This window comes from Fundidesulfovibrio soli (assembly GCF_022808695.1).
Lineage (GTDB): Bacteria > Desulfobacterota > Desulfovibrionia > Desulfovibrionales > Desulfovibrionaceae > Fundidesulfovibrio > Fundidesulfovibrio soli.
Map to the genome: position 1 here is coordinate 35,110 of NZ_JAKZKW010000016.1, position 23,559 is coordinate 58,668.

Here is a 23,559-nt window from a genome sequence, read left to right on the forward strand (position 1 = left end):
GTACTCCTTACTTGTGGGCGGCCTGGGGCGACAGTGCGAGGCTCAGGGCCGCCTGGTGCAGGGCCTCCTCGTAGAGGGGGCGCTGCTCCCCGGTGATGTACCAGGTCAGGCGCAGGAAGCCGTCCGCCGTGAGCCAGGTGTAGGTGGCGCTGACCACCTGGCCTCCCAGGGTCCGGTTGAAACCGGCCTCCTTATAATAGTGCATCCGTCGTGTCGGGAAGTATTCTTTTTCCAGGAACACGGCTCCCGAAGGGGAGGCGTTCTCCCGGTCGCGCTCGGCCAGCACGTGGTCCATAAATAGTTCCTGAGGCGTGCGCTTTTTTCCCGATTCTCTGGTAATGAGCATGAAAGGCGTGGCGAACCATGTCTCCGCCTTCTTCTGGAACCCGGCGTGTGTCCGGCGGAACGCCGCCAGCTCCTCGTGGGGGACCGGGGCCTGCTTGCTGGGGTGCTTGAAGAGGAACAGCTCCAGGGGCGGGATGCGAACGAAGTCCGCCGGGAGGTTCAGCGAATAGGAGCCGTCCTCGGCCGCGGTGAGCGGTTCGGCGGCGCGGGCGGGATGCCCGGCCGGGGCCGCGAGCAGCGCCAGCAGGGCAAACAGGGCCGAAAGCAGGGGGCCAGAAAGCAAGAGAACGGTTGACCGCTTCATGTACGCTCCGTTCGGTTCATGCCCTGGCGCACGCCGCGCACGCGCAGGACCTCCGCGATGGTGTTGTGCAGCCGTCTCCTGGCTCCGGCCCAGGCCGGGGCCACCAGTTCGCCGTGGGCCGGGTCCGCGTGCAGGCGGTGCACCACGACGTCAGGGCGCAGCCGGGCCAGGGCGCAGGCCACGAAGTCGGCGTATTCCTCCAGCTCCGGCAGGGGGGCCTCCCCGGCGAGGTGCATCCGGGCCAGCTCCGTGTCCTTTGCGGCGTAGACGTTGTGGAACTTGACGCCCGCCACGGGCAGGGCGTTCACGAAGTCCACGGTGGCGTCCCAGTCCGCGCGCGTCTCGCCGGGAAGCCCCGCCATGACGTGCGCCGTGACCTTGAGCCCCGCATCGGCGGCCGTCCGCACGGCTTGGGCGAAGCAGGCCGCGTCGTGCCCCCGGCGGATGCGGGCAAGTGTTGCCGGGTTGGATGATTGCAAACCCAGTTCCAGCCAGAACTCTTTCACGGGGAAGGCGGCCAGCAGGGCGATTTTTTCCGCGTCCAGGCAGTCGGGGCGGGTGGCCAGGCAGAGCCCGGCCATGTCCGGCAGGGCGGCCAGCTCCCGGAGCACGGCGGCCAGGCGCGCGGCCGGGCCGTGGGTGTTGGAGAAGGCCTGGAGGTAGCCCACCAGGGCAAGCTCCTGGCCCCAGCGGGCGCGCAGGCGCTGGCTCCAGTAGGCCCACTGGCCCGCCAGGGGCATGCGGCTACCGAGCCCGGTGCCCGATCCCCTGGCGTTGCAGAAGATGCATCCGCCCGTGGCAAGGGCGCCGTCGCGGTTGGGGCAACCGAAACCGGCGTCCAGGGGAACTTTGCGCGCGGCCCCGCCGAAGAGCGCGCGCCAGCGGGAGGACACGGCGTTGTACGGCCGGGCTTCGGCCTCACAGGGTGAAACGTGGTCCATCAGCGCAAAATCCCGTTGACATCACGGGGCGAATCGAACAACACCAGCCTCGAACCGAACGACGGCAGGGGCCTGGGCGCACCGCCGTAGCAAGGGCCGGCCGGGTGCGGCCCGGCTTTTTTTATCGCGTTTCCTGCATCTTCCGGGGCCGCTGTTCGCGCCCACGAAATACGCCAGGCTCCTAACGCGAGCCAAGGAAGGGACCATGTCCAGACTTTTGGATTCCGCACTGGGATTTTTCTCCAACGATTTGGCTATCGACCTCGGCACCGCCAACACCCTGGTGTACGTGAAGGGCAAGGGCATCGTGCTCTCCGAGCCTTCGGTGGTGGCCGTCAAAAAGGACGCCCGGGGCGTCAACAAGGTTCTGGCCGTGGGCGCCGAGGCCAAGAAAATGCTCGGCCGCACCCCCGGCAACATCGTGGCCATCCGGCCCATGAAGGACGGCGTCATCGCCGACTTCGAGGTGACCGAGGCCATGCTGCGCCATTTCATCTCCAAGGTCCACAACTCCCGCCGCCTGGTGCGTCCGCGCATCATCATCTGCGTGCCCACGGGCATCACCCAGGTGGAGAAGCGCGCCGTGAAGGAGTCGGCCCAGTCCGCCGGCGCGCGCGAGGTCTACCTCATCGAGGAGCCCATGGCCGCGGCCATCGGCGCCAACCTGCCCATCACCGAGCCCACCTCCAACATGGTGGTGGATATCGGCGGCGGCACCACCGAGGTGGCGGTCATCTCGCTGTCGGGCATCGTCTACTCCAAGAGCGTGCGCGTGGGCGGCGACAAGATGGACGAAGCCATCATGCAGTACGTCAAGCGCAAGTACAACATGCTCATCGGCGAATCCACGGCCGAGCAGATCAAGATCAACATCGGCAGCGCCCACCACTCCACGAGCATCGGCGACATGGAGGTCAAGGGCCGCGACCTGGTCACGGGCATCCCCCAGAACATCCTGATCACCGCCGACGAGGTGCAGAAGGCCATCGCCGAGCAGGTGGAGTCCATCGTGCAGGCCGTGCGCATCGCCCTGGAGCAGACCCCGCCCGAACTGGCCGCCGACATCGTGGACAGGGGCATCGTGCTCACCGGCGGCGGCGCGCTGCTGCGCGGGCTCGACCAGCTGCTGCGCGAGGAGACCAGCCTGCCCATCGTCATCGTGGATGATCCGCTCTCCGCGGTGGTGCTGGGGTCCGGCAAGGCGCTGGACAATCTGGACGTCTTAAAAGAGGTAACGATCGATTAAGCCCTCGCCCCAGCGCATCGCCCTGGGCCTGCTGGTTGCCCTGTTCGTGTACCTGGGGGTGTTCACCTGGAACATCCGTACCGGCTACGTGGATACCCTGGCCAGCCACACGGGCCTCGAACTCACCCGCTGGGTCATGACGCCCGGCCGGTGGGTGTGGACGCGCTTATCCTCCTTCTGGGAACGCTACGTCTACTTCGTGGGCGTGCGCCAGGAAAACGAGACCCTCCGCGAGGAACTCGCCAAGGCCAATGACGAGCTGGTGGGGGCCAGGGAGCAGGCGTCGCTGGCCAAGCGGCTCACCGACCTGCTGCTCATCACCCCGCCGCCCCAGTGGACCCGCGAGGCCAGCCGGGTCATCGCCCACCGCCTCGGCCCCAACGCCGCGCTGGAGACCTTCGTCATCGACAAGGGCAGGCGCAGCGACGTGGACGTGAACACCCCCGTGGTGGCTCCCGAGGGCGTGGTGGGGCGCGTGCTGCGCGCCTCCATGAACGCGGCCACGGTCATCATGGTCACGGACCCCAACTCCAAGATCCCGGTGGTCTCCCAGAAGACGCGCACCCAGGGCATCCTGGTGGGGCGCGGCTCCGGGCAGCCCATGGTCCTGCAGTACGTCTCCCTCTCCGCCCAGATCGAACCCGGCGAGACCCTGGTGACAACCGGGCTCGAAGGCATCTTCCCCCAGGGCCTGCCCCTGGCCGCGGTGACCAACGTCAACCGCGAGGGAGCCTCCCTTTTTCTCAACGTCTCGGCCCAGGCCCTGTTCGACCCCAAGCGCCTGGAGGAGGTGGCCCTGCTCAAGAAGGCCCCGCCCGCCAAGCCCGAGGAGGAAGAGGCCCTGCCCGACACCAGCACCAAGCGGCCCAAGGGCGCGGCCGACCGCAAGGGCGAGGTCAAGAAGCGCGGGCGCAACGAGCCCCCGGAGGCCCGGTCCCAGGAGCCCGCCCCCAAGAAAAAGCGCGGGGAAGGGCAATGAGCGGCCGGCGCGTGGCCTTCTGGAGTGTGTTCACCCTGTGCGGCATGTGGCTGCAGAGTTTCCTGCCGGGCGTGGACTTCCTGGCCCCGGGACTTATCCTGAGCCTTCAGGAGGAGAAGCTCCGCACCACCCTGATCCTGGGGGTGATCTGGCTGTTCATCCAGGAGGGCACGGGCTCGCTCGCCTTCGGCACCGTGGTGTTGTGGTACGGGTTGCTGGTGGGGCTGTTCTTCTTCGGGCACTGGCTCTTCGAGGCCAGGAATTTCGTGTTCATGATGATCCTCGGGGCCTGCCTCGGGGTGCTGCACTTCGGGCTGATGGACGTGATGACCCAACTGCAGGACTGGCGCGCCGCGCCGGGCCGCGTGCTGGTGGAGTCCATCGTGCAGGCCGTGGTCTTCCCCGTTCAGTGGGGACTGATTTACATCATCCACAACAACCTGCCCCACAATGGCCAAAACATATGAGCCCGACTCCGGGCAACAAGCCCCTCGCGGCGGCCTGATACTGCTCCAGGTATTGATCCTGGGGCTGTTCTGTCTGTTCATCGTTCGCCTGTGGTATCTGCAGATCCACAAGGGCGAGCATTTCGCAGAGCTGGCCCGCGAGAACCAGATGCGCCAGGCATCCATCATCGCGGCCCGGGGCATGATCCTGGACCGCAACGGGAAGCCCCTGGCCGTCAACGAGCCATCCTTCGCCCTGGGGATGATCCGCGAGGATTGTCCCGACGTGCAGGGCACCCTGCAGAAGGTGGCGGAATGGACGGGGCTCGACTACCAGGTCCTGCTCGACACCTACATCCGGGGCAAAAAGCGCTCCAAGCCCTTCGAGCCTCTGGTGCTCATCTCCAACCTGTCCTACGAGCTGCTGGCCAAGATCGAGGCCAACGCCGTTTCCTGGCCCGGGCTCGAGATCCTCACCCGGCACAAGCGCTATTATCCCAACGGGAATCTGCTCGCGCACGTCATGGGCTACGTGGCCGAGGCCAACGAGGAGGAGCTGGAGAAGGACTCCCGCCTGGCCCTGGGCGACCATGTGGGCAAGCAGGGCCTCGAGCTGACCCTGGAGCAGCGCCTGCGCGGCGAGAAGGGCCTCAAGCAGATCGAGGTGGACGCCTACGGCCGCGAGCACGACCAGCAGGTCCTGCTGGAGCCGCGCGCCGGCAACAGCCTCTCGCTTTCCATCGACATGGACCTGCAGACCTTCGCCAGCAAACAGCTGGAGGGCCAGGCCGGCTCCATCGTGGTCCTGGAGCCCACCACGGGCAAGGTGCTGGCCTTCGTGAGCCAGCCCACCTACGACAACAACCTCTTCGTGCTGGGCATCCCTCCCAAGAAGTGGAAGGAACTGCGCGACGACCCCATGCACCCCATCCAGAACCGGGTCTCCCAGTCGGTGTACCCGCCGGGGTCCACCTTCAAGCTGCTCATGGCGGCCTGCGCCCTCTCGGAGGGCATCATCAAGCCGACGGACACGGTGTCCTGCTCCGGCTCCTACCGGGTGGGCGACCACGACTTCCACTGCTGGAAGAAGGGCGGGCACGGCAGCGTGGACATGCGCTCCGCCCTGGTGCACTCCTGCGACGTCTATTTCTACCAGCTGGGCGAAAAGCTGGGCATCGACCGCATCAACCGCTTCGCCCTGCAGGCAGGGTTCGGCACGCCCACCGGCATCGACCTGCCCCACGAGCGCTCCGGGCTCATCCCTTCCACGGCCTGGAAGAAGCGCCGCTACGGCGAGAACTGGACCCGCGGCGAGACGCTCAACTGCTCCATCGGCCAGGGCTACGTTCAGGTCTCACCCTTGCAGCTGGCCAAGTTCTACGCCTCGCTGATCAACGGCGGCAAGGTCATCCGGCCGAGCCTGGTGCTCTCCGACCCCGTGGACGTGCAGGGCCAGCTGCCCATCACCGAGAAGGACCGCGATTTTCTGATGAAAGCCATGGTTGAGACGGTCAACTCCGGCACGGGCCAGAAGATCAAGCGCGCCGACGCCATGATGGGGGCCAAGACGGGCACGGCCCAGGTGGTCAAGCTCATCAACGCCGACATCAGGGCCAAAACCAAGGACACGCCCTACAAGTACCGCGACCACGCCTGGATCGCCACCTGGGGCATCAAGGACAACAAGAGCTACGTGGTGATCTGCATGGTGGAGCACGGCGGCCACGGCGGCGAGGACGCCGGTCCGCTGGTGCGCAACATCTACGACTACCTCTTCGGGCCCTCCAAGCCGTTGCCTCCCGCCCCCAAGGGCGAGGCGGCCCAGGCCCAGCAGCCCCAGGGGCGGCAGGACTAACGCCATGACCCCGGTGGACCGCAGACTCTTCACCCACATCAACTGGCCCCTGCTACTGGTTATCGGCTGCCTTTTCGGCATAGGCGTGCTCAACCTCTATTCGGCCAGCGGCTTCCGCATGGGCGACGGGGTCTCGCTCAATCCCTATTACCAGAAGCAGTGCGTCTGGGGCGTGGCGGGGTTCATCTGCATGGTGGCCCTGACCTTCTTCGACTACCGCTACCTCAAGCATGTGGCCTGGCCGTTGCTGGCCGTAACCATCGTGCTCCTGGCGCTCGTTCCAGTCATGGGCAAGACCGTCTACGGGGCCAAGCGCTGGCTGGATTTCGGCCTCTTCAGCTTCCAACCCAGCGAGTTCGCCAAGTTCGCCACCCTGATGGTGGGCGCGCTGATGCTCTCCAATGATTCCGGGAAGCTGGGCTGGCTGGGGCTTTTCACGGTGCTGGCGGCGGCCCTTCCTCCGGCCGCCATGGTCATCGTTCAGCCGGACCTGGGCTCCGGCCTGAACATCCTGCTGGTGCTCTGCGGCATGATCCTCTACCGGGGGCTTGCCGGGCGGGTGTTCAAGGTGCTCCTGCTCGTGGTGCCCATCGTCATACCCTGTGGATGGTTTTTCCTCAAACCCTACCAGAAACTCAGAATTCTTACCTTGTTCAATCCTGAACGAGATCCTCTGGGGTCGGGTTATCACATCATCCAGTCCCAGATCGCCATCGGCTCAGGGCAGATGTGGGGCAAGGGCTTCCTGGAGGGCACCCAGAGCCAGCTGCGCTTCCTGCCGGAGAAGCACACGGACTTCGCCGTGGCGGTCTTCGCCGAGGAGTGGGGCTTCGTCGGCGGCGTGGTCCTGGTGGCCCTGTTCTGCATCTTCCTCTACATTCTGGTATGCACCGCCCGGGATGCGAAGGACCGTTTCGGCTCCTTCCTGGCGGCCGGGGTGTTCTTCTATTTCTTCTGGCAAATCCTCATCAACATGGGTATGGTTCTAGGAATCATGCCGGTCGTGGGTATCCCCCTGCCGTTCATCAGCTACGGGGGCAGCGCGACTATCGTCAACTTCTGCCTGATCGGCATCGCACTCAACGTATCCATGCGCCGCTTCGTCTTCAAAAAGACCTGACGCGCTCCACAATCACCGGAGGTTCGCCTTGGCCAAGGACGAGATCAACGCCTTTTTGGGAGTGGGAACCACCTATCGCGGACGGCTGGATTTCACCGGCTCTGTGCGCGTGGATGGTGTTTTCGAGGGGGAGGTCGAGTCCGAAGGAACCCTCGTGGTCGGACGGGAGGCTCAAGTCTCCGGCGCCGTTCGCGTGGGCGAGTTGATTCTTGGCGGCACACTCGAAGGCGACGTCCAGGCTTCCAAGCGCGTCGTGCTCCACAAATCCGCCCGGTTCAAGGGCACGCTGACCGCCCCGAGCCTCTCCGTGGAGGAGGGAGCCATCATCGAGGGGCAGGTCTGCATGGCCTCCGCCATCAGTGCCCAGGCCGAGTAGTCTTGCCGCCCAATCTCGTGAAATTTTGAACGAACAGGCTGTAAATGGCCTGTTTCCGTGGTTTTACAGACCCTTTTTCAAAAAAGCCCCTGGACACTATAGCTGAAATCAGGTAGTGACCCCCTGGGCTTGAAACAAAATTCACAATTAGGGGGCGGTTGATGAACATAATGAATCTCGACGGGTGGTTCTTTGTCCAGCTTGCGAACTTCCTCATTCTTCTGGTGGTGCTGAACGCCGTTCTCATCGCCCCCGTCCGCCGGATGCTCAAGGTCCGCGCGGAGCGCATCGCCGCCCAGACTTCCGAAATCGAAGGGTTCACGTCCTCCGCCGAGGACAAGATCAAGAACTACGAGGCCGCCCTCGAGTCCGCCCGTCGTGAGGCCGCCGCAGTGCGCACCGGCCTGCGCGCCGACGGCCAGGCGCAGGAAAAGGTCATCCTTGAAGCCGCTGGCGCTGAGGCCGGCGACACCGTCAAGGCCGCCCGCGCCAAGGTTTCCTCTGAGTCCAAGGCTGCTTTCGACACCATGCTGGCAGGGGTGGCTGGCATGGCTGAGAAGGCCGCTTCCAAGATTTTGGGCAAGTCCCTGTAACCGGCAGCCCCAAGCGATCTCAAGGAGGTTGGCATTGAACAAGGCACGGATAGTATTCTTCACCTTGGCGGTGTGTCTCTTGACCGCCGCTTGTGCTTGGGCGTCGTCTGATGGGAGCGAAGCGCCCAACTGGAAAAACCTGGTTCTCCGCACCATCAACTTCGCCCTCTTCGTGGGCATCATCTGGTACGCGGCGGGCAAGAAGATCGCCAACACCTTCACCGGCCGCAAGCTCTCCATCGAGAACCAGCTTGCCGACCTCGAAGAGCGCAAGGATTCCTCGCAGAAGCGCCTGGCGGACGTCGAGCGTTCCATCGCCAACCTTGAGTCCGAGAAGGCCCAGATCCTTGCGGACTACCGCGCCCAGGGTGAGAGCCTCAAGGCCTCCATCGTGGCCGCCGCCGAAGAGCAGGCCGCCCGCATCAAGGCCCAGGCTCTGGTCACCGCCGAGCAGGAAGCTAAAATGGCCATGAACGCCCTGCGCGTTGAAATGGCCGACAAGATCATCGAGGCCGCCCAGGACCTTCTGGCCAAGAAGCTCACGGCCAAGGCCCAGGACAAGCTTGTTGACGACGCTTTAGGCAAGGTGGTGCTCAATTGACCGGTAACATCGTAGCGCGCAGGTACGCCAAGGCACTGTTCTCTCTTGGCGTCAAGGAAAAGGCCGCCGAAACCTTCGGCAAGGACCTCGAGGGGCTGGCGGGCGCAATGAAAGCCTCCCCCGAGCTTCTGAAACTCTTTAGCAGCCCGAGCTTCAACGTCCAGGAGAAGAAGTCCGTTCTCAAGGAAGTGGTCGCCAAATTGAAGATGGCGCCGCTGTCCGTGAATTTCCTGTCGGTCCTTGCCGACAAGGGACGCCTGGACTGCCTCCCCGACATCCAGAAGACTTTTGCCGAGCTTCTGGACGAAACCACCGGGGTGGTGCGCGGCAAGCTGACCACCGCAATGGAGCTTCAGGCCAAGCGGCAGCAAGACATCAAGTCCAAGCTTGAGGAGAAATCCGGCAAGAAGCTGGTGCTCGAATTCGCTGTGGACCCCGCCATCCTCGGCGGCATCGTCTTGCAGGTGGGGGATAAGGTCCTGGACGCTAGCCTTCGGGCCCAGTTGCAGCTGCTGAAAGAACAAATCAAGAGGGGTGAGTAGGGCCATGCAGATCAAAGCCGAAGAGATCAGCAAAATCATCGAACAGCAGATTCAGAATTATGAATCTCGCGTGGAGATGAGCGAAACCGGCACCGTGCTGTCCGTGGGTGACGGCATCGCCCGCGTGTACGGCTGTCAGAGCGCGATGGCCATGGAGCTTCTGGAGTTCCCCGGAGGCATCATGGGCCTGGTGCTGAACCTGGAAGAGGACAACGTGGGCGTCGCCCTTCTCGGCGAAGACACCCACATCAAGGAAGGCGACCCGGTCAAGCGCACCGGCAAGATCTTCTCCGTGCCCGTCGGCGAGGCCGTGTCCGGCCGCGTCATCGACCCCCTGGGCAACCCCATCGACGGCCTGGGCCCCATCGCCTCGAAGGAATACCGCGAGGTCGAAATCAAGGCCCCCGGCATCATCGCCCGTAAGTCGGTTCACGAGCCCATGGCCACCGGCATCAAGGCCATCGACGCCATGACGCCCATCGGCCGCGGCCAGCGCGAGCTGATCATCGGCGACCGCCAGGTCGGCAAGACCGCCGTGTGCCTGGACGCCATCCTGGCCCAGAAGGGCGGCGACGTGAAGTGCTTCTACGTGGCCATCGGCCAGAAGAAGTCCACCGTGGCCCTGGTGGTCGACACCCTGCGCAAGTACGGCGCCATGGAGTACACCACGGTGATCTCCTCCACGGCCTCCGAGCCCGCGCCGCTGCAGTTCATCGCCGCCTACGCCGGTTGCACCATGGCGGAGTACTACCGCGACTCCGGCAAGCACGCCCTGATCATCTATGACGACCTTTCCAAGCAGGCCGTCGCCTACCGCCAGATGTCCCTGCTGCTGCGCCGCCCGCCGGGCCGCGAAGCCTTCCCCGGCGACGTCTTCTACCTGCACTCCCGTCTGCTGGAGCGCGCGGCGAAGCTCTCCGACGATCGTGGCGCCGGCTCCCTGACCGCGCTGCCCATCATCGAGACCCAGGCCGGCGACGTGTCCGCGTACATCCCCACCAACGTGATCTCCATCACGGACGGCCAGGTGTACCTGGAGCCCAACCTGTTCAACGCCGGTATCCGCCCCGCGGTCAACGTCGGTCTGTCGGTCTCCCGCGTCGGCGGCGCCGCCCAGATCAAGGCCATGAAGCAGGTCGCCGGCACCCTGCGCCTCGACCTCGCCCAGTACCGCGAGCTGGCCGCCTTCGCGCAGTTCGGCTCCGACCTGGACAAGGCCACCCAGCAGAAGCTTAACCGCGGCATGCGCATGGTGGAGCTGCTCAAGCAGCCCCAGTATCAGCCCCTGGCCGTTGAAGAGCAGGTCGCGGTCATCTTCGCCGCGGGCCGTGGCTACCTCGACGAGATCGAAGTGAGCGCCGTCCGCAAGTTCGAAGAGCAGTTCCTCGACTACATGCGCAACTCCAAGGCTTCCATCCTCAAGGACATCCGCGAGAAGAAGGCCCTGGACGACAGCCTGACCGCCACCCTGGGCGCCGCGATTGACGAGTTCAAAAAGGGCTTCAGGGCCGAAGGCTAAGTCAGGGGAGCACAATACATGCCATCCCTGAAAGACGTTCAATTAAAGATCGCAGCGGTCAAGAAGACCAAGCAGATCACGAAGGCCATGAACATGGTGGCCTCGGCCAAGCTGCGGCATGCCCAGACGCGCATCGAACGGTTCCGCCCCTACGCGGACAAGTTCTATGAGATGCTGGGCAGCCTGGCGAGCGGTGCGGATTCGTCCGTCCACCCCTTGCTGGAGGTTCGCGAGGAGATCAAGACGAGCCTGATCGTCCTGGTCACTTCCGACCGCGGCCTGTGCGGCTCCTTCAACGGCAGCCTGATCACCATGGCCTTGAAGCTCGCCAAGGAAAAAGCCTCCCAGGGCAAGACGGTCAAGTTCGTCTGCATGGGCAAAAAGGCTCGCGACGCCGTGCGCAAGAGCTCCTACGAGATGGTCGCCGCTTACAGCGACCAGATGGGCTCCTTCGACTACTCCGTGGCCCTGAAGCTGGGCATGGAGATCATCGGCGGCTACATCAAGGGCGACTTCGACGAGGTCGAGCTGGTTTTCGGCAAGTTCATCTCCATCCCCAGGCAGGAGCCCACGACTCTGACGCTCCTGCCCATGGCTGCCGACGGCGAAGCAACCGCCGAAGCGGCTGGGCCCAAGCAAGAGTACCTCTACGAACCTTCGGTGGAAGGCCTTCTGGCCGAATTGCTGCCCCGGTTCGTCAACGTCCAGATCTATCGCGGCATGCTCGACACCTCGGCGTCCGAGCACGCGGCTCGTATGCGGGCCATGGATAACGCCACGAGAAACTGCGACGATATGGTGGGCACCCTGACACTGGTTTACAACAAGGCCCGGCAGGCGAGCATCACCAGAGAGTTGATGGACATCGTCGGCGGAACCGAAGCGCTCAAAGGATAAAGGGGGCGATACTATCATGAGCGGTGTCAAAGGCAAAATCGTGCAAGTCATCGGCGCGGTGGTTGACCTCGAATTTCCCGAGGGTCAGCTCCCCGCCATCATGAACGCCATTAACTTGGTGAATGAAAACAACATCAACGCGAAAGACCTCGTTCTCGAAGTCGCCCAGCACCTGGGCAACAACGTGGTCCGCACCATCGCCATGGACGCCACCGACGGTCTGGTGCGCGGCATGGTGGGCGAGGATACCGGCAGCCCCATTCAGGCTCCGGTCGGCCGCGCTCCCCTGGGCCGCATCATCAACGTCGTGGGCCTGCCCGTGGACGAAATGGGTCCGGTCGGCGCTACCGAGTTCCGTCCCATCCACCGTTCGGCTCCCGACTTCGTCGAGCTGTCCACCAAGGTCGAGGTGCTCGAGACGGGCATCAAGGTCGTGGACCTGCTGATCCCCTTCCCCAAGGGCGGCAAGATGGGCCTCTTCGGCGGCGCCGGCGTGGGCAAGACCGTTATTCTCATGGAGATGATCAACAACATCGCGAAGCACCACGGCGGTCTGTCCGTGTTCGCGGGCGTTGGCGAGCGCACCCGTGAGGGCAACGACCTTTATCACGAGTTCAAGGAAGCCGGCATTCTGGACAAAGCCGCGTTGGTTTACGGCCAGATGAACGAGCCCCCGGGCGCCCGCGCCCGCGTCGCGCTGACCGCCCTGACCGTCGCGGAATACTTCCGTGACGCCGAAGGCCAGGACGTGCTGCTGTTCATCGACAACATCTTCCGTTTCACCCAGGCGAACTCGGAAGTGTCGGCACTGCTCGGCCGCATGCCCTCCGCGGTGGGTTACCAGCCCACCCTCGGCACCGACCTTGGCGCCCTGCAGGAGCGCATCACCTCCACCACCAAGGGTTCCATCACCTCGGTGCAGGCCGTGTACGTCCCCGCGGACGACTTGACCGACCCCGCGCCGGCCACCACGTTCTCGCACTTGGACGGCACCCTGGTTCTCTCGCGTCAGATCGCGGAGCTGGGCATCTACCCTGCGGTGGACCCCCTCGACTCCACGTCCCGCATCCTGGACCCCCTGGTCCTGGGCAACGAGCACTACTTCACCGCCCGCGCGGTTCAGCAGATCCTTCAGAAGTACAAGGACCTGCAGGACATCATCGCGATTCTGGGCATGGACGAGCTCTCCGACGAAGACAAGCTGACCGTCAGCCGCGCCCGTAAGATCCAGCGCTTCCTGTCTCAGCCCTTCTTCGTCGCCGCCCAGTTCACCGGTAAGGAAGGCCGCTACGTGAAGCTCGAGGACACCATCCGCGGCTTCAAGGAGATCATCGAGGGCAAGCACGACGACCTCCCCGAAGGCGCCTTCTACATGGTTGGCACCATCGAGGAAGCCGCTTCCAAAGCCAAGGAGATCTAGTAAGCCATGGCCAAAGAACTCCGCCTTGAAATCGTCACGCCGGACCGCTTGGTCGTGTCCTCCGACGTCGAGTACGTCGGCGCTCCCGGTGTGCTCGGCGAGTTCGGCGTGCTGGCCGGCCACGTACCCTTCCTTTCCGCCCTGGGCATCGGCAACCTGCACTACAACGTAGACGGCAAGACCTTCTATGTCTTCGTTGCTGGCGGTTTCGCCGAGGTCAGCGGGAACAAGGTTACTGTCCTGGCCGAAGTGGCCGAAAAGGCCGAGGAGATCGACATTGAACGCGCCCGCCGCGCTGAAGAGCGTGCGCGGACCCGCAAAGCCAAACAACAGGAAGCCGTCGACGACGCCCGCGCCACCGCTGCTCTGCAGCGCGCGCTGGCGAGGATGAGCTGCCGCACCGCGGCTCAGTCCGCGGGCACCTGCTCGCGCTAGCTTCCATGTCCCGCAGCCCGGCAACGGGCTGAGGGCACTGCAAGACGATAAAGGCAGGCTGGTTATCCAGCCTGCCTTTTTCGTTTGCAGGTTGGAGCCGGGCTTGAATCCTGGTACAGGCTGTGACACACCACGCCTACATCACGAGCACGCGAGGAACATGATGACCCCAACAGTTGGAGCCCTGGTGCTGGCCGCGGGAAAGGGCACCCGCATGTACTCCGAGGAGCCCAAGGTGTTGCGCACACTGCTGGGCGAGCACATGCTGGGCTACGTCCTTGACAGCCTCAAGCCCGGCTTCGACGGGCGCGTCCACGTGGTTGTCGGTTTCCGGGCCGAGTCGGTGCGCAAGGCCTTCCCCCAGTTGGAGGGGCGCTTCGTTCTCCAGGAACGGCAGCTCGGCACGGGCCACGCCCTGCAGTGCGCCTGGAACAACATCACCGCCGCAGGGTATGAATACGTCCTGGTGGTCAACGGCGACGTTCCCCTGGCCACCAGCGAGGACCTTGAAGGGTTCGTGGCCAGGGCCTGTGCCGAGCAGGCCGACGTGGCCTTCCTGACCATTCAGCTCTCCGACGCCGGTGCCTACGGGCGCGTGGTGCGCCACGCTTCCGGCCACGCGGCCATCGTGGAAGCCAAGGACTACGACGAGGCCGTGCACGGCCCCGCCACCGGTGAGATCAACGCGGGCATCTACCTGCTGCGCGTGGCCTCCGTGGAGCACGTGCTGTTCTCGCTGACCAACGCCAACCGCAGCGGCGAGTTCTACATCACCGACCTGGCCGAGCTGGTGGCCAAGAACGGCGGCAAGGTCCAGGCCGTGTGCCGCGGCCGCGACGCGAACCTGCTGGGCATCAACAACGCACGCGAGCTGATCGAGGCCGAGGAGGCCCTGCGGCGGCGCATCGTGGACCGCTGGCTGGACAAGGGCGTGGTCATCCGCCAACCCGGCAGCGTGCGCATCGGGCCGCACGTGTCGCTGGCCCCGGGCTGCGAGATCTGCGGTCCCTGCGACATCCTGGGCGGGAGCGTGGTCCAGGCGGGTGCGGTGGTCGAGCAGCACTGCTTCGTGAAGGACAGCCGCATCGGCGCCCGCTGTGTTCTGCGCGCCTTCTCGCACGCCGAGTCCGCCCAGATGGACCAGGACAGCCAGGCCGGGCCCTACGCCCGTCTGCGCCCGGGGGCCGTGATGCGCGAGGATTCCCGCGTGGGCAATTTCGTGGAGATGAAGAAGGCCGAACTGGGCGCAGGAGCCAAGGCCAGCCACCTGACCTACCTTGGCGACGCAGAGATCGGCCCCGGGGTCAACGTGGGCGCGGGCACCATCACTTGCAACTATGACGGCAAGAACAAATTCAAGACCGTGGTCAAGTCGGGCGCGTTCATCGGCAGCAACACCGCGTTGGTTGCTCCGGTGACAATCGGCGAGAATGCCCTTGTGGGCGCCGGATCAGTGATTACCATGGACGTGCCGGACAACGCCCTGGCCCTCGCGAGGGGCCGTCAGGTGAACAAGCGGCGCTAAGCCTGGCTTGATTTCGCGTGTCAAACCGGATAGGAGTCGGGTATGGACATCATCGACACCTTAGAAGAGCGCATCGCGCAACTGGTAAGCCGCCTCAAAGCTCTCGAAGAAGAAAACAGGGAGCTCAAGGCCGCCATGGAAAGGGAGAATGCCTCGATGAAAGAGGCCCTGGACCATGAACGCCAGAAGAAGGATGCCGTATTGTCCCGGGTGGATCAGCTTCTCAGGAAACTGCAAGAGGAGCCGATCTGAGTTGAATCCCGATGCCTAGTTACAGCAAGGTTGTCATTGGTCTTGAACTTTCCTTCAAGACCGACGCGGAGCCGGAACGCGTTGAACAAGCCAAGATGTTGGTTGAAGATCGCTACAGGTTGCTCAATCCGGCCAATAAGAACCTGAGCAAGGAAAAACTGCTGACGTTTGTGGCCTTGGGCCTGGCGGACGATTTGATCATGGCCAACCAGAAGCTTGCAGAGATGGAAGAAAAACTCGACAAGATTCTGAACAGGATAAAAGTGCCGGACCTGAAACAACCGGCGTCGTAATGGATATTTCCCTGGAGTGTGCGTGATCGTCGATTGGTTTTTGAGCCGATACTCAAAAAACGGGTGACGCTCCGAGGCTGCCTGTGCGCATACCCGCTTCGCGGGGAGCCTGATGGCAGCGCAGTGTCGCCCACCTTGCTCTGCAAGGTTCAAAACCACTCTTCGACACGGCTCTCCGGGGCTTCGGCCATCCCCGCCGTTTCCGGACGGCGTATTCGTCCCTCCTCCGCCTTGCCCCTCCTCAGACAGCTGAGGTCCATAGCGTTCAGCGCACTCTCGCATCACCAAGGGCGCGCCCGGTTTGGGCGGGCACTATCGGACCCTGGTCCGTGACACAATAAAGGGGTCATTCTATGGACTTCAGCGTACTCCTCATCGGAGTGGGCGGTTTGGCCGCAGGTGCGGCCGGCGGCTGGCTGCTCAACCGCATGATCACCACGAAAACCTTTGCCGAGGCCAAAACCCTTGCCGAGCGCATCCTGGAGGAAGCCCGCAAGGAGGCCCAGGCGCACAAGAAGGAAATCATCCTCCAGACCCAGGACGACCTGTACAAGCAGAAGCTCGAACACGAGCGCGAGGTGAAGGAGCGCGAAAGCCAGATCCTGCGCAAGGAGTCCTCCCTGCAGGAGAAGCTGGACAAGCTCGAATCCAAGCTTGAGAAGGCCACCCAGAAGGAGTCCGACCTGCTCTCCCAGGAGAAGCGCCTGAGCCAGCAGGAGAAAACCCTGGAGGAGAAGGAAGCCCGCCTCGAAGAGGGCGTCCAGGAGCAGGAGCGCAAGCTCCAGGAAATTTCCGGCATGACCGCCGAGGAGGCCCGCAGGGTCCTCATGGCCGACATGGAGAGCCGTACCCGCCACGAGGCCGCGCGCATGATCCGCCAGATCGAGACCGAGGCCAAGGAAGAGGCGGGCAAGAAGAGCAAGGAGATCCTGGCCCTGGCCATCCAGCGCTACGCCGGCGACTACGTCTCCGAGCAGACCGTCACCGCCGTGACCCTGCCCAGCGAGGAGATGAAGGGCCGCATCATCGGCCGCGAGGGCCGCAACATCCGCGCCCTTGAGGCCGCCACCGGGGTCGATCTCATCATCGACGACACCCCCGAGACGGTCATCCTCTCGGCCTTCTCCCCCATCCGCCGCCAGATCGCCAAGATGGCCCTGGAGCGCCTGATCACCGACGGGCGCATCCACCCCGCGCGCATCGAGGACATCGTCAAGAAGTGCGAGCAGGAGTTCGACGTCAAGCTGCGCGAGCTGGGCGAACAGGCCACCTTCGACGTGGGCGTGCACGGAATCCATCCCGAGATCGTCAAGCTCCTGGGCCAGCTGCACTACCGCACCAGCTACTCCCAGAACGTGCTCCAGCATTCGCTTGAGGTGGCCTCCCTCTGCGGGATCATGGCCTCCGAGCTGGGCCTGGACGTCAAGAAGGCCAAGCGCGCCGGTCTGCTGCACGACATCGGCAAGGCCGTGGACCACGAGATCGAAGGCCCCCACGCCATCATCGGCTACGACCTGGCCAAGAAGTTCGGCGAATCCAAGGACATCACCCACGCCATCCAGGCCCACCACGAGGACGTGCCCCCCAAGACGGTGTACGCCATCCTGGTGCAGGCTTCCGACAGCCTCTCCGGCGCCCGCCCCGGCGCGCGCAAGGAGCTGCTCTCCAGCTACGTCAAGCGCCTGGAGGACTTGGAGAACATCGCCACCGACTTCGAGGGCGTCTCCAAGGCCTACGCCATCCAGGCCGGCCGCGAGATCCGCGTGGTGGTGGACTCCGACGCCGTGGACGACGACAAGACGCACCTGATCTGCAAGGACATCGCCAAGAAGATCGAGGACAACCTGACCTACCCGGGCCAGATCCGCGTCACGGTCATCCGCGAGCGCCGCGCGGTCGGGTTCGCGAAATAGCTTCTCTTCAAGGGACGCGCCCGGAGCCCTCGCGGCTCCGGGCGCCTTGTATCCGCCCGCGCGGGGCCATGCCCCCCGGCCACCATCAACCGCACCCGGACCCATGAAGCTGCTCTTCCTCGGCGACATCGTCGGCCGCTCCGGGCGCAAGGCCCTGTCCGACAGTGCGGCGCGTTTGCGGCGCACCCTGGAGCTGGACGCGCTTCTGGCCAACGCCGAGAACGCCTCCGGGGGCATCGGCCTCAACTCCAAGGCGGCCAAAGAGCTGCTCGCCCTGCCCGTGGAGGCCCTCACCAGCGGCAACCACATCTGGAAGCACAAAGACATCTACAACTTTTTCGGCGAAACCGACCGCCTGCTGCGCCCGGCCAACTATCCCGAAGGGGCCCCCGGCAACGGGCTGGGGGTGTTCCAGACGGCCACGGGCGTGCCCTTCGCGGTGCTCAACCTGCTGGGCCGCACCTACATGGAGGCCGTGGACTGCCCATTCGCCCGCGCCGAGGCTCTGCTGGCCGCCCTGCCGCAGGACGTAAAGGTGCGCATCGTGGACTTCCACGCCGAGGCCACCTCGGAGAAGAAGGCCATGGGCTACCACCTGGACGGTCGGGTCAGCGCCGTGCTCGGCACCCACACCCATGTGCAGACCAACGACCCGCGCATCCTCCCCGGCGGCACGGCCTACCTCACCGACGTGGGCATGTGCGGGCCGACGGACTCCATCATCGGCATGGAGGCCCGGAGCATCGTGGGCCGCTTCCTGAACCGCCTGCCCGTGCGCTTCGAGGTGGCCAAGGGCCCCGCGCGCCTGGAAGGCGCACTCTGCGAGATCGATCACACCACGGGCCGCGCCCTTTCCGTGCGGCCCTGGCAAGGAGAATAGCGTGAACATTTTCGACGATCTGTCCTGGCGCGGCCTGGTGCACCAGACCTCCGGCGCGGACGAGCTGCGCGAGCACCTTTCCGCCCCCGGGCGCTCCATGTACTGCGGCTTCGACCCCACGGCCCGCAGCCTGCACATCGGCAACATGGTGCCCCTGCTGGCGCTCATGCGCTGCGGGCTGGCCGGGCACAAGCCCATCGCCCTGCTGGGCGGGGCCACGGGCCTCATCGGCGACCCCAGCGGCAAGGACAAGGAGCGCCAGCTCAGCTCGGCCGACCAGGTGGCGGCCCAGGCCGAGCGCATCAAGGCCCAGATCCTCAAGCTCTTCGCTGACAACGGCGCGTCCATCGACGTGGTCAACAACCTGGACTGGATCGGCAAGCTCTCCGCCATCGACCTGCTGCGCGACGTGGGCAAGCACTTCACGGTCAACTACATGCTGGCCAAGGATTCGGTGAAGGGCCGCATCGACCGCGAGGAGTCCGGCATCTCCTACACCGAGTTCAGCTACATGATCCTGCAGGCCTACGACTTCTACCACCTGCGCCAGACCAGCGGCACCACCCTGCAGATCGGCGGCGGCGACCAGTTCGGCAACATCACCGCCGGGCTTGAGCTGATCCGCCGCAAGGGCGGGCAGGACGCCCACGCCATGACCTTCCCGCTCATCACCACGGCCTCCGGGGCCAAGTTCGGCAAGAGCGAGAAGGGGGCCATCTACCTCGACCCCGAGATGACAAGCCCCTACGCCTTCTTCCAGTACTGGATGAACGCCGACGACCGCGACGTGGTGCCCTATCTCAAGTACTTCACGTTCCTCCCCCACGAGGAGATCGAGGCCCTGGCCCAGGCCGTGGCCGAGCGCCCGCATCTGCGCGAGGCCCAGCGCGCCCTGGCCCACGTGATGACCACCATGGTCCACGGCAAGGACGAGGCAGACAGCGTGGTCAAGACCAGCGAGTTCCTCTTCGGCAAGGGCGGCCTGGAGGGCGTGGCCCTGGGCACGCTCAAGGCCGCGCTGGAGTCCGCCCCGGGCAAGGCCTACGCCTCCAAGGAGGCCGTCCCCGACCTGGTGACGTTGCTCACGGAGCTGGGTCTGTGCGCATCCAAGTCCCAGGCCAGGAAGGACCTGGCCGCCGGGGCCGTCTACGTGGGCAACGCCAAGGTGGCCGAAGGCTACGCCTTCCCCGCCGAGGATTTCATCGGCGGCGAGCTGCTGCTGGTGCGCAAGGGCAAGAAGAACTACGGCGTCGTGCGCCTGGGGGAGTAGGCCCATGACCGCGCTCAAACGCTTCGCCGCCGCGCTGCCCGGCATGGACGCCGTGCTCGAGCGGGCCAAGGTCTACGCCGGGTTGGTCAAGATCGAGCACTCGGTGTTCGCGCTGCCCTTCGCCTACGTGGGCCTGTTCCTGGCCAAGCGCGGCTGGCCGGGGCTCAAGCCCTTCCTGCTGCTCACCGTGGCCATGGTGGCGGTGCGCTCCTGGGCCATGGGCGTCAACCGCCTGCTGGACCTGCGCTACGACCGCCACAACCCCCGCACCCAGGGGCGCGAGCTGGTGCGCGGGGCGCTCGGCATCACCGAGGGCTGGATTTTCGTGAGCGTTTGCGCGGCCGTGTTCGTGGCCGCATGCTGGGGCATGAACCCCCTGTGTCTGGCCCTGGCCCCCATCGCGCTCGTCTGGTCCGGGTTCTACAGCTTCACCAAGCGTTTCACCTGGATGTGCCACCTGGTGCTGGGTTCCGTGCTGGGCCTGGCCCCCATGGCCGGGTGGCTGGCCGTGACCCCGCAGTTCAGCCTGCCCATGGCCCTGTTCGGCCTGGGCGTGAGCTGCTGGGTGGCCGGGTTCGACGTGCTCTACTCCTGCCAGGACGTGGAATTCGACCGCAAGCACGGCCTGTGGTCCATGCCCGCGCGCTTCGGCGTGGGCAACGCCCTGAGCATGGCGGCGCTGCTGCACGGCAACGCGGTGCTGCTCTTCGCCCTGGCGGGCTGGGGCGCGGCCCTGGGCTGGGGCTACTTCGGGTTCCTGCTGGCCACGGGCGCGCTGCTCTGGGTGGAGCACAGGCTCATCTCCGAGAAGGACCTGAGCCGCATCGACATGGCCTTCTTCACCATCAACGGCGTGGTGGCCGCCTCGCTGTTCGTTGGGGTGCTGCTGGACCTGTTCTGGCTTGCGTAGCGGAAGAAGGGCGACGATTCAGAATGCGGGGCCGCGCGTGCGCGGCCCCGCTTTTTTATTGGGCTAAGAATCAGCGGGAAAAGGGCAAGGTCGAGCTGAGCACCACGTCGTGGCGCACGTCCAGGTCGGACTCGATGCCGTATGCCTCGTCTTCGGGCCAGAGCCGGGCCCGGGAGGGATCGGCGCCCGCGAACGCGGCCACGTCCTCCATGGAGCGCCAGTACGTCACCAGGGTGATCTCCACCCGGCCGTCCAGGTCGCGCGTAAGCACCTGGTGCCCCAGGTAGCCCGCCAGGGCCGCGGATTCGCGTACGCCCGTGGCCTCCAGGTGCCGGAGGAATCCGTCGCGGTGCTCAAGCGGGCAACGGCAGCGCCACGTGCGGGCGATCACCTGTTCCCCTCGTTCTTGGTGTGCTCCAGGATGTCGTCGTAGCGGTGGGATTTGCTCTCGTGCCCGCCGGGGTGCAGGTCGTAGCGGGTGAGCACCCCGTGCTCGTCGTCGAAGTGGTCCATATGGCCGGAGTCGCCCGGGCGCATGAGCTGCGCCGCAAGCTCCAGGAAGGGCTCCACGTCGATGTAGAAGCCCTGGAAGTCGATCTCCAGGGTGTGGCCGTCCACGGTCGAGGCTTCATCGGGCAGCGCGTCGGAAAGGCGAGCCACGGCTGCCGCGTCGGCGAGGCGCACCTGGCCGTAGACCCGCACGTCGGGCCGGTTCAGGCTCAATGCGACGTACCGGCTGCGCCGGTGGAGAGGCCGGGCCCCTCGTCCGTGATGAGCCGCTTGGCCACGTCAAGGTCGTAGAGCAGCATGGGGTCCGTGTTGCGGCCCCGGCGCTTGTACTCTTCGGCGGCCAGCTCGATCTCCTCGTAGGGGATCCAGCCGTGGCGCTCCCAGACCTCGGGGTAGTCGGCGTTGTACATGCGGAACTCCACGGAGCCGAAGCTCTCGCGGACGTACATGTGGATGCGGTGGTTCTGCGGGGCCGGATAGTAGAAGATGCCGCGTTCGTCTTTCATGGGCCGTTCCATAAAAGCAAAGGCGGCCCGGACGCAAGCCCGGGCCGCAGTGTTTTTCGCGCTTGAGGGTGTCTAGCGCTGGATGGCGTCGATGAGCTTCTGGAGCTTCTGGGCCAGCACCGCCAGGTCGGCCACGGCCCTGGCCGAGTGGCCCATGCCGTCCGTGGTCTCGGAGGTGACGCGGCGGATGTCGTCCACGGCACGGTTGATCTCTTCGCTGGCGGCGGACTGCTCCTCGGCGGCGGTGGCGATGGAGCGCACCTGGTCCGAGGTGTGGTTGACCAGATCCACGATGTGGCGCAGGGCCTCGCCGGACTGCTTGGCCAGGCCGGTGGCCAGGTCGATGGATTCGCCGGCCGCCTCCACGCTCTTGATGTTTTCGCGCGCCCCGTTCTGGATGGCCCCGATCACCTCGCCCACCTCCTTGGTGGCGTTCATGGTCTTCTCGGCCAGCTTGCGCACCTCGTCGGCGACGACCGCGAAACCTCTGCCCGCATCGCCCGCGCGGGCGGCCTCGATGGCGGCGTTCAGGGCCAGGAGGTTGGTCTGGTCCGCGATGTCGGAGATCACGTCCAGGATGCGGCTGATGTCCTCGGTCTGCTTGCCCAGGGCGGCCATCTGCTGCTTGAGCTTCTGGGCGTTGTCGCTGACCTCCTGGAAGGATGACATGGACTTGGCCACGATGCTCTCGCCGTTGCGGGCCTCGTTGCGGGCCTGTTCGGCGGCCTCGGCCGCGGCGGAGGAGTTGCGGGCCACCTCCAGCACGGTGGCGTTCATCTCCTCCATGGAGGTGGCGGTCTCCTCGGTGCGCTGGTTCTGTATCTCGGCGCCCTTGTTGACCTCCTCCACCTGGGCGGAGAGCGCCTCGGAGGCGAGAGCCACCTGCCGGGCGATCTCGGAGGATTCCTGGGCCACGGTGGACATGGTGTTGAGCAGCCCGGTGACCTTGGCCTCCTGGGCCTGGGCCTCCTGCATGGCCTGCTCGGCGTTGCGCTTCTGCTGCTCGGCCTCGGCGGTCTTGCGCACGGCCTCGTCCATCTTCTCGTGCAGCCGGCCCACCATGGAGGAGAGGGCGTTCTTGAGAGTGAGCAGCTCGGCGGTGAACGCGCCCCTGGGCTGCGCGTTCAGGTCGCCCCCGGCCACGGTTTCGGCGAATTCCTGGATGTGTGTCAGGGGCCGCAGGATGCCGCTGTTCACCAGCCACCAGGCAGCCGCAACCACCGCGCCCAGGAGCAGCAGGGTGATCACCCCGGTGTACATGGCCGCCTGCATGGTCTGCTTGTGGCTGCGCTCCAGGGAGGAGATGATCTCGAACGCGCCGTGCACCTCGCCGGCCTTCCAGCCTTCCTTCACGCCGCCCAGGGGGTCTTTCTCGCCCTTGGGGTCGCCGTGGCAGTAGAGGCAGTCCTGCGTGAGCCGGATGGGCCGGAAGTAGCGGATCTTGTCCGGTTCCTTGACCACGTATTCGTCGAGCTTCCTGGATTCAAGCTCGGCCAGGATCTTGCGCTCCTGCTCGGTGGGCTCGTTCTTGGGGTTGCGCGGGGAGACCTTGGGCACCCGGAACTGGTAGCCCAGCTTGGCGGCGTTCTCCTGCGCCATGGTGATGGCCGTGATGACGGGCACGGCCTCGATCAGGCGGTCCTTGGGCAGCTGGTCGAAAGGCTTGATGATGCCGCGCTCCAGCTTGCGCGACATTTCGGAGCGGGCAGCCTCGGCCATGTAGACGATGCCCCGCGCCTCCTGCAGGATGGCCTGCTCGGAGGCCTCGGAGATGGAAAACATCTCCTGGACGAACATTGCGGCTGCGAGAACCAGAGGGCCGACAATGGCCGTAAGCAGGACTTTCCACTTGATGCTCATGAGAAAACTCCGGGTGAAAAG

Annotated in this window: 26 protein-coding genes and 1 other RNA gene; 21 read left to right on the forward strand and 6 right to left on the reverse strand. The window is 65.2% G+C overall.

Annotation, left to right across the window (positions count from 1 at the left end; genetic code table 11):
• Window positions 1–7: 7 nt before the first annotated feature.
• A complete protein-coding gene (locus tag MLE18_RS13305; protein WP_243439290.1) occupies window positions 8–649 on the reverse strand; it encodes a hypothetical protein in 642 nt (213 codons plus the stop codon).
• Window positions 646–1,590 carry a tRNA modification radical SAM protein MnmL/YtqA gene (gene mnmL, locus MLE18_RS13310; protein ID WP_243439291.1) on the reverse strand — a complete coding sequence of 315 codons (945 nt, stop codon included), beginning with the start codon at window positions 1,588–1,590 and terminating at the stop codon, window positions 646–648. Before mnmL ends, MLE18_RS13305 begins: the two co-directional genes overlap by 4 nt.
• Window positions 1,591–1,795: 205 nt before the next feature.
• Here mnmL and MLE18_RS13315 point away from each other — a divergent pair, with 205 nt between their 5' ends.
• The 21 genes from MLE18_RS13315 (at window position 1,796) to MLE18_RS13415 (ending at window position 20,662) form a co-directional block, all read left to right on the forward strand.
• Complete coding sequence (locus tag MLE18_RS13315; protein ID WP_243312637.1) at window positions 1,796–2,836, forward strand: rod shape-determining protein; 1,041 nt, start codon at window positions 1,796–1,798, stop codon at window positions 2,834–2,836.
• Between the two features lie 46 nt (window positions 2,837–2,882).
• Window positions 2,883–3,815 (forward strand): rod shape-determining protein MreC, encoded by a 933-nt coding sequence (gene mreC, locus MLE18_RS13320; RefSeq protein ID WP_243439292.1) that lies wholly within the window; start codon window positions 2,883–2,885, stop codon window positions 3,813–3,815.
• On the forward strand, window positions 3,812–4,282 hold the full coding sequence (locus MLE18_RS13325; protein WP_243439293.1) for a hypothetical protein: 471 nt from the start codon (window positions 3,812–3,814) through the stop codon (window positions 4,280–4,282). Before mreC ends, MLE18_RS13325 begins: the two co-directional genes overlap by 4 nt.
• Window positions 4,266–6,116: a penicillin-binding protein 2 gene (gene mrdA / locus MLE18_RS13330; protein ID WP_243439294.1), complete on the forward strand. Its 1,851-nt coding sequence runs from the start codon at window positions 4,266–4,268 to the stop codon at window positions 6,114–6,116. The genes MLE18_RS13325 and mrdA overlap by 17 nt, the downstream gene beginning before the upstream one ends.
• Window positions 6,117–6,120: 4 nt before the next feature.
• The gene (rodA, locus tag MLE18_RS13335) at window positions 6,121–7,236 is read left to right on the forward strand and encodes a rod shape-determining protein RodA (protein WP_243439295.1); all 1,116 of its coding nucleotides are present in this window, start codon (window positions 6,121–6,123) and stop codon (window positions 7,234–7,236) included.
• A 28-nt stretch (window positions 7,237–7,264) separates the two neighbouring features.
• Window positions 7,265–7,612: a bactofilin family protein gene (locus tag MLE18_RS13340; RefSeq protein WP_243439296.1), complete on the forward strand. Its 348-nt coding sequence runs from the start codon at window positions 7,265–7,267 to the stop codon at window positions 7,610–7,612.
• Window positions 7,613–7,773: 161 nt separating this feature from the next.
• Complete coding sequence (locus MLE18_RS13345) at window positions 7,774–8,205, forward strand: ATP synthase F0 subunit B (protein ID WP_243439297.1); 432 nt, start codon at window positions 7,774–7,776, stop codon at window positions 8,203–8,205.
• 34 nt (window positions 8,206–8,239) lie between these two features.
• Complete coding sequence (locus MLE18_RS13350) at window positions 8,240–8,806, forward strand: ATP synthase F0 subunit B (protein WP_243439298.1); 567 nt, start codon at window positions 8,240–8,242, stop codon at window positions 8,804–8,806.
• On the forward strand, window positions 8,803–9,348 hold the full coding sequence (gene atpH, locus MLE18_RS13355; RefSeq protein WP_243439299.1) for an ATP synthase F1 subunit delta: 546 nt from the start codon (window positions 8,803–8,805) through the stop codon (window positions 9,346–9,348). Before MLE18_RS13350 ends, atpH begins: the two co-directional genes overlap by 4 nt.
• A 4-nt stretch (window positions 9,349–9,352) precedes the next feature.
• Window positions 9,353–10,867 carry a F0F1 ATP synthase subunit alpha gene (atpA, locus tag MLE18_RS13360; protein ID WP_243439300.1) on the forward strand — a complete coding sequence of 505 codons (1,515 nt, stop codon included), beginning with the start codon at window positions 9,353–9,355 and terminating at the stop codon, window positions 10,865–10,867.
• An 18-nt stretch (window positions 10,868–10,885) separates the two neighbouring features.
• Entirely contained in the window at window positions 10,886–11,764 is an 879-nt protein-coding gene (locus tag MLE18_RS13365; protein ID WP_243439301.1) for a F0F1 ATP synthase subunit gamma, read from the forward strand.
• Window positions 11,765–11,780: 16 nt separating this feature from the next.
• Window positions 11,781–13,184: a F0F1 ATP synthase subunit beta gene (gene atpD, locus MLE18_RS13370; protein WP_243439302.1), complete on the forward strand. Its 1,404-nt coding sequence runs from the start codon at window positions 11,781–11,783 to the stop codon at window positions 13,182–13,184.
• A gap of 6 nt (window positions 13,185–13,190) precedes the next feature.
• Window positions 13,191–13,619 carry a F0F1 ATP synthase subunit epsilon gene (locus MLE18_RS13375; protein WP_243439303.1) on the forward strand — a complete coding sequence of 143 codons (429 nt, stop codon included), beginning with the start codon at window positions 13,191–13,193 and terminating at the stop codon, window positions 13,617–13,619.
• 163 nt (window positions 13,620–13,782) lie between these two features.
• A complete protein-coding gene (gene glmU / locus MLE18_RS13380; protein ID WP_243439304.1) occupies window positions 13,783–15,144 on the forward strand; it encodes a bifunctional UDP-N-acetylglucosamine diphosphorylase/glucosamine-1-phosphate N-acetyltransferase GlmU in 1,362 nt (453 codons plus the stop codon).
• Between the two features lie 42 nt (window positions 15,145–15,186).
• Entirely contained in the window at window positions 15,187–15,396 is a 210-nt protein-coding gene (locus tag MLE18_RS13385; protein ID WP_243439305.1) for a cell division protein ZapB, read from the forward strand.
• Between the two features lie 11 nt (window positions 15,397–15,407).
• The gene (locus MLE18_RS13390) at window positions 15,408–15,689 is read left to right on the forward strand and encodes a cell division protein ZapA (protein WP_243439306.1); all 282 of its coding nucleotides are present in this window, start codon (window positions 15,408–15,410) and stop codon (window positions 15,687–15,689) included.
• A gap of 5 nt (window positions 15,690–15,694) precedes the next feature.
• A non-coding RNA gene (ssrS, locus tag MLE18_RS13395) (6S RNA) lies at window positions 15,695–15,875 on the forward strand.
• Window positions 15,876–16,042: 167 nt separating this feature from the next.
• Entirely contained in the window at window positions 16,043–17,602 is a 1,560-nt protein-coding gene (rny, locus tag MLE18_RS13400) for a ribonuclease Y (RefSeq protein ID WP_243439307.1), read from the forward strand.
• 103 nt (window positions 17,603–17,705) lie between these two features.
• Window positions 17,706–18,482: a TIGR00282 family metallophosphoesterase gene (locus MLE18_RS13405; RefSeq protein WP_243439308.1), complete on the forward strand. Its 777-nt coding sequence runs from the start codon at window positions 17,706–17,708 to the stop codon at window positions 18,480–18,482.
• A 1-nt stretch (window position 18,483) separates the two neighbouring features.
• Complete coding sequence (gene tyrS, locus MLE18_RS13410; protein ID WP_243439309.1) at window positions 18,484–19,752, forward strand: tyrosine--tRNA ligase; 1,269 nt, start codon at window positions 18,484–18,486, stop codon at window positions 19,750–19,752.
• Between the two features lie 43 nt (window positions 19,753–19,795).
• Window positions 19,796–20,662, forward strand: a complete 867-nt coding sequence (locus tag MLE18_RS13415) for a 4-hydroxybenzoate octaprenyltransferase (RefSeq protein WP_243439339.1) — start codon at window positions 19,796–19,798, stop codon at window positions 20,660–20,662.
• A 70-nt stretch (window positions 20,663–20,732) separates the two neighbouring features.
• Here the strand turns inward: MLE18_RS13415 and MLE18_RS13420 are convergent, their stop codons facing one another.
• From MLE18_RS13420 to MLE18_RS13435, 4 genes are all read right to left on the reverse strand, one after another.
• Entirely contained in the window at window positions 20,733–21,053 is a 321-nt protein-coding gene (locus tag MLE18_RS13420; protein WP_243439310.1) for an antibiotic biosynthesis monooxygenase family protein, read from the reverse strand.
• On the reverse strand, window positions 21,050–21,385 hold the full coding sequence (locus tag MLE18_RS13425) for a hypothetical protein (protein WP_243439311.1): 336 nt from the start codon (window positions 21,383–21,385) through the stop codon (window positions 21,050–21,052). Before MLE18_RS13425 ends, MLE18_RS13420 begins: the two co-directional genes overlap by 4 nt.
• The gene (locus tag MLE18_RS13430; RefSeq protein WP_243439312.1) at window positions 21,382–21,678 is read right to left on the reverse strand and encodes a hypothetical protein; all 297 of its coding nucleotides are present in this window, start codon (window positions 21,676–21,678) and stop codon (window positions 21,382–21,384) included. The genes MLE18_RS13425 and MLE18_RS13430 overlap by 4 nt, the downstream gene beginning before the upstream one ends.
• A gap of 72 nt (window positions 21,679–21,750) precedes the next feature.
• On the reverse strand, window positions 21,751–23,538 hold the full coding sequence (locus MLE18_RS13435; protein WP_243439313.1) for a methyl-accepting chemotaxis protein: 1,788 nt from the start codon (window positions 23,536–23,538) through the stop codon (window positions 21,751–21,753).
• Between the last annotated feature and the right edge of the window lie 21 nt (window positions 23,539–23,559).